A 4,505-nucleotide genomic window follows, 5' to 3' on the forward strand; every position below is an offset into this window, starting at 1 on the left:
CTCATACAGATAATCATAGGGATAATCTTCTACATCTTTGAGTAATGCCTCATCATCTATCTTTCTAGGCTTTACTTCTTTGGTGGGTTTAATCTCTATGTTTTGTTGCCAGTTTTGTAAGGTACGAGTAGAGACATTAAGTAAAGAAGCTACCTTGCGATAAGACATGCCTTTGTCATTGATGAGTGCCAGAGCTTTTTTACGAAAGTCTAAGGAGTAGGTCATGGTATTTAAAGTTCTATTTAATGGATGTTAGGGTATTGTAGCATATTTGGGGTTTTTGGGGTGTAGCCAATGGCTTATTTTTGATGCTTTGCCAATATGCTCCGATGGCAAAGAAAATGAGCATTAAAAAATAAATCACTTATTTGTCCTGTTCATCATCTTTATTGACATAATAAGTGTATTTGTATTTCCCTTCTTTTTTGTGCTGTTCGGCAATAAAAGCAACTTCATCATCACCGCCTTGTAAGTAAGGGGTTTGCATATTGGCAAAATCGGACAACAGCTTGATTTGCTCAAGTTCCATTTGCAAAATGGTTTCGTTAATCTGTCTTTCAATCTCAATCAATCGGTGTATTTCAAAGTTAATGTTATCCAATTGTACTTTTAGGTCGTCCACTTTTTGTTTATGAATATTCATATCTCGCTCAAAGCTTAGATAATTGTCTTTCATATTCTTGATAGTCTGGTTTTGGGATAATACCGCTTCTTGGGCAACCACATAGGCTTTGACACGCTCAGGGTTGGATTTGTCTTTTTCGTTCAGACCGCTTACAATCTCTTCAAGCTCATTAAGTTTGGCATAAGCCTCTTGCAACCTTTTGTGGCGCGCCTCACTATCCTCACCTTTGCTCTGATAAAGACGCTCTGCTTCAAAATACTGCTCCTCAATTTGCTTTTTGTCCACCAATAGTTTTTCTTTTTTTGGTGTAGCCTCTGCCACAAAATTATCCCTTTGTGTGCGTGCCTGCTCCAAAGAATCATCAATCCTAACTTTTTTGTCATTGACAACTTTGTGCTGATATTCGTAATTTTGGGCTTCTTTGGCACATCTTTGGGCGTGGGCATCTTCGCCCTGTTCTAGCCTTTTTGCTTTATTTTCTTTGTCTTGTTCCTCTTGTTTTTGCTTTTTTCTTTTATCAAAATTGTCTTTTTCTCGCTCATCAATGGTTTTGGCATAACGAATGGCGATTTTTTCAAAAGTTTGTGGCATAGGCATATGTGCCATCTGTGTGCTTTGTTCACTTTGTGGCAAATAATCATCATAATTGCCATTTTTATAACTTGACCACGCTTCTTGCAAGCGAGATGAGTAATACATTTTTAAAGATTTTGGTTGCAGTATTTTTGACAATATCAAAATAACCCCCACCAGTACCAAAAACCCATCAACCGCAAATTGTGTGTTCTTAAAAGCAGGTTCTTTTTTAAATTTGCTAATGGCATTTTCACGAAACAGCGGACTGTCTTTGACCATCAAAATACCAAAACTTTTTAGCACCGCTTCATCGTTATTGGCAATGGCAGTTTCTAGTTTTATCTTATCGTTTTCAAAATTATTTTTAAATTCATCAAGCTCACTGTTGGCAGAATCAATCTCTTGCTCGATGCTTTGTGCAACAGGTCCTTTGCCATACTTAGAGCCTTTTTTGCCTGCAATCTCGTTTTGTAGTTTGTCGTGCAATGATTGAATGTAGTTTTGTTGTTCGGTTATCTTTTTTCAAGTTTGCCTAAGGTCTCATCTTTTGCTTGATTGATGCTGTTTTGGTACTGAACATTCATCTCATTTTTGATATCGGTCTTAAAAACAAGCTGTGTCAAAAAAGGTGCGGTGATATAAAGCGATGTGATGACAATGCCTAAGCGTGCCATAAAAACAAAATACGGCTTGTATTTTTCCCAAAAATTGGGAATATAATCCTCACCATCTAAGGTTTTGGCGTGTTCTTCGGTCATCATATCTTGGGTTACCATTGTGCGGTCAAAAAACCAAAACAACACAAAAATAAACGACCCAAGCACCGCACCACCAAGATAGGGATTATCAGGCGTAAAGGTGCTACCAAAATGCCCCCACGCAAAGCCTTCAGACAGTGCTGCAAGCGAGACAATAACCGCAATAACAGTCAAATAATTGGCACCACCAGAGGTCAAAAGATTGTTTTCGTAAGTCTTAAAAGTTAAAAAATACCAAAGTTTTTTAAACATAAAATTGCCCTTAATCCACCACCTTAAATGACTGCGTGCCAAATTCAGCACCCCCTACGCCCACACGAATATGATAAATACCTTTTGGGGTATTGGTGGCAAAAGTCCAACAAGCATCTAGCTGATTTTTTGTTGCATAAATTTGTCTGCCAAATTTGGCGGTATTTGAGCTTGTTTGCACGCTACTGGTTAATTGATTATTGGTGTTTTGTCCTGCATTGCCTGTAAAGGTTGCATGAACTGGCATGGTAAATAGCTCGCTGACCTGATAAGTTTGAGCACTGTTTACAGGTGTTACCGCCCAACACAGCATGTCATTTTTCTTTAAAGATAAATTCATATGACCTTTATCCTTGCCTGTTTTTTGATTGATGACTTGTACATACAATCTGGGTTCTGGCAAGCTGTCTTGATAGCTGTATTCATAATAACCACTTTGCCCACCCATTCTTTGTTGTATTTGCTGTTCTTGTCGTTGCCTTTCTAACTGCTGGCGTCTTATTTCCTCATAATAATAAGCATCCTGTTGATTTTCATATCTGGCACGGCTCGCCCCTTGTTCATAAGCACCAAATAGGTCAGGGATATACATAGCGTGAGCGGTGAGGGTGGATAATAATAAAATGGATAAAGTGAGTTTGGGTAGGGTTTTCATAGAATATTCCTATTGGTTTTTCATTATTGAATAAGATGTGCAAGCTTCCTCAAGCAAAGCTTCGCCAATTGAATTTGGTATAGCAGTATCCCAACTTTGCGATGAAGACAAAGAGTGTTGTGTTTTTGCAGACCAAATTACACCTCCATTATAGTAACGATGTTGCTCTACAATAAGCCATTTTCTGTAGTTACAATCAAAGTAGTTTAATGTTGTCTCTGAAGAATATACTCTACCGTCAGGCATTCGTCTAAGCACAGGATAATCTTGTTTAACCCAAGCACTCACATAGATGTTTTTGTTAATTTTTACAGCACCAAAAGTATCTAAATCAATATAGGTTTTCTCCTTATCTCTTTTTGATGATAAGCCTACATCTATCCAATTCACCGCTAACGTCATTTGGCTGCTCGCCAAAATTAAACCTGCTAAAATTAACTTTTTCATAAAAGCTCCTAAATAAAAAATGGTGAAAAATTAATAACAAAAACCATAACTGTTATCAGACAACTGCCACTGAAGACCACTCTGGTCTATGCCATTGGTGTTTAATAACATACCACCTGCCACATGGAAATTTAGCTTAATAATACTGGCTTGACCCCTATCCCACCAAATGACAGCATAATGGCTAAACATATCATAATCACCAAAATAGGGATTGCCTGTGGCTTGATTTAACTCTTGCCCTGTATAAATCTGCGTCTGCACCTGATATGCCTGTGACCAACTATAATTGGTCATATATTTAGCACAGACATTTTTCACTTCATAGGCGTGGGCGTTATTTATGAAAAATAATGCCATTAATATTAAGAAAAATTTTTTCATAAAAACTCCTATAATATAAAAATTTAGTTTTCAATGAAATATAAAATATCACTTGAAAATTTGTGATAATGATAGGCTATATAAAAAGCCCATAAACCATAAAGCATTGAAAATCCTTGATGGATATCTTTATGTGCATCCATAAAGATAAAGCAATAAACACCGACAGTGAAGAAATATGACAAAAAATAATATTTTATCTTTGCAATTCTATCTTTGAGATATTTGCACTTATAAATCATAACATTTTGATTGTCATCTGTTTTAATATAATCATCATAATCACCATAACGATGATAACTATCTTGGCATAACAAGGCAAAGACAACCCACCCCAATACAAACAAAATCATTCCCAACGCACCACCCAATATTTTTAAGGTAAGTATAACCAAAAAAGCATTGGACAATCCAACCATTGTCATACCCTGACCTTCTATACCACTTAGTTTTTTGACAGAATAATTGATTGATTGCACATCAAACATAGAAAACACCAAAAAATTGCTAATTTAAGATATTAGACTTCCTGCAAAACTAGGCTTTCCGTTCGCCCCGAGCTTGTTGAGGGGTGGCGGAAAACCGTTATGGTTCGACAAGCTCACCACGAACGGTTTTCCTTATTTTTGGGTTTTGCAGGAAGTCTATTAAAATCAATTCATCTCTCTTAATTTACCATTTTTAAAAGCAAAACCATTATCAACGACCATAGAAGGACAACAATCAGGATCTTCGTGTTCACTATAATATTTTGATTGGGTGTAAATATTGCCAAGCGTATCCACATAAACCGTCAAGTCAATCCCCA

General features: G+C 36.7%; 7 protein-coding genes. All 7 read right to left on the minus strand.

Annotated features, from left to right (window positions below; all coding sequences use genetic code 11):
- Positions 1-225 (minus strand): IS630 transposase-related protein (locus tag K941_RS0111965; RefSeq protein ID WP_029103788.1); only part of this gene is annotated, 225 nt, incomplete at its 3' end.
- A gap of 139 nt (positions 226-364) precedes the next feature.
- On the minus strand, positions 365-1,687 hold the full coding sequence (locus K941_RS15840) for a hypothetical protein (protein WP_051226060.1): 1,323 nt from the start codon (positions 1,685-1,687) through the stop codon (positions 365-367).
- A gap of 26 nt (positions 1,688-1,713) precedes the next feature.
- On the minus strand, positions 1,714-2,211 hold the full coding sequence (locus tag K941_RS17855) for a hypothetical protein (protein WP_051226061.1): 498 nt from the start codon (positions 2,209-2,211) through the stop codon (positions 1,714-1,716).
- 10 nt (positions 2,212-2,221) lie between these two features.
- A complete protein-coding gene (locus K941_RS0111975) occupies positions 2,222-2,866 on the minus strand; it encodes a hypothetical protein (protein WP_029103789.1) in 645 nt (214 codons plus the stop codon).
- A 9-nt stretch (positions 2,867-2,875) separates the two neighbouring features.
- Positions 2,876-3,313 carry a surface-adhesin E family protein gene (locus tag K941_RS0111980; RefSeq protein ID WP_029103790.1) on the minus strand — a complete coding sequence of 146 codons (438 nt, stop codon included), beginning with the start codon at positions 3,311-3,313 and terminating at the stop codon, positions 2,876-2,878.
- A gap of 30 nt (positions 3,314-3,343) precedes the next feature.
- The gene (locus K941_RS0111985) at positions 3,344-3,697 is read right to left on the minus strand and encodes a hypothetical protein (RefSeq protein ID WP_029103791.1); all 354 of its coding nucleotides are present in this window, start codon (positions 3,695-3,697) and stop codon (positions 3,344-3,346) included.
- A 23-nt stretch (positions 3,698-3,720) separates the two neighbouring features.
- A complete protein-coding gene (locus tag K941_RS0111990; RefSeq protein ID WP_029103792.1) occupies positions 3,721-4,185 on the minus strand; it encodes a hypothetical protein in 465 nt (154 codons plus the stop codon).
- Between the last annotated feature and the right edge of the window lie 320 nt (positions 4,186-4,505).

The organism is Moraxella caprae DSM 19149, from assembly GCF_000426885.1.
In the GTDB taxonomy this organism is placed as follows: Bacteria; Pseudomonadota; Gammaproteobacteria; order Pseudomonadales; family Moraxellaceae; genus Moraxella; species Moraxella caprae.

Bases quoted from the DNA above. Each gene is read 5' to 3' on its own strand.
- K941_RS17855 (WP_051226061.1), bottom strand. From the start codon at position 2,211: ATGTTTAAAAAACTTTGGTATTTTTTAACTTTTAAGACTTACGAAAAC.
- K941_RS0111975 (WP_029103789.1), bottom strand. From the start codon at position 2,866: ATGAAAACCCTACCCAAACTCACTTTATCCATTTTATTATTATCCACC.
- K941_RS0111980 (WP_029103790.1), bottom strand. From the start codon at position 3,313: ATGAAAAAGTTAATTTTAGCAGGTTTAATTTTGGCGAGCAGCCAAATG.
- K941_RS0111985 (WP_029103791.1), bottom strand. From the start codon at position 3,697: ATGAAAAAATTTTTCTTAATATTAATGGCATTATTTTTCATAAATAAC.
- K941_RS0111990 (WP_029103792.1), bottom strand. From the start codon at position 4,185: ATGTTTGATGTGCAATCAATCAATTATTCTGTCAAAAAACTAAGTGGT.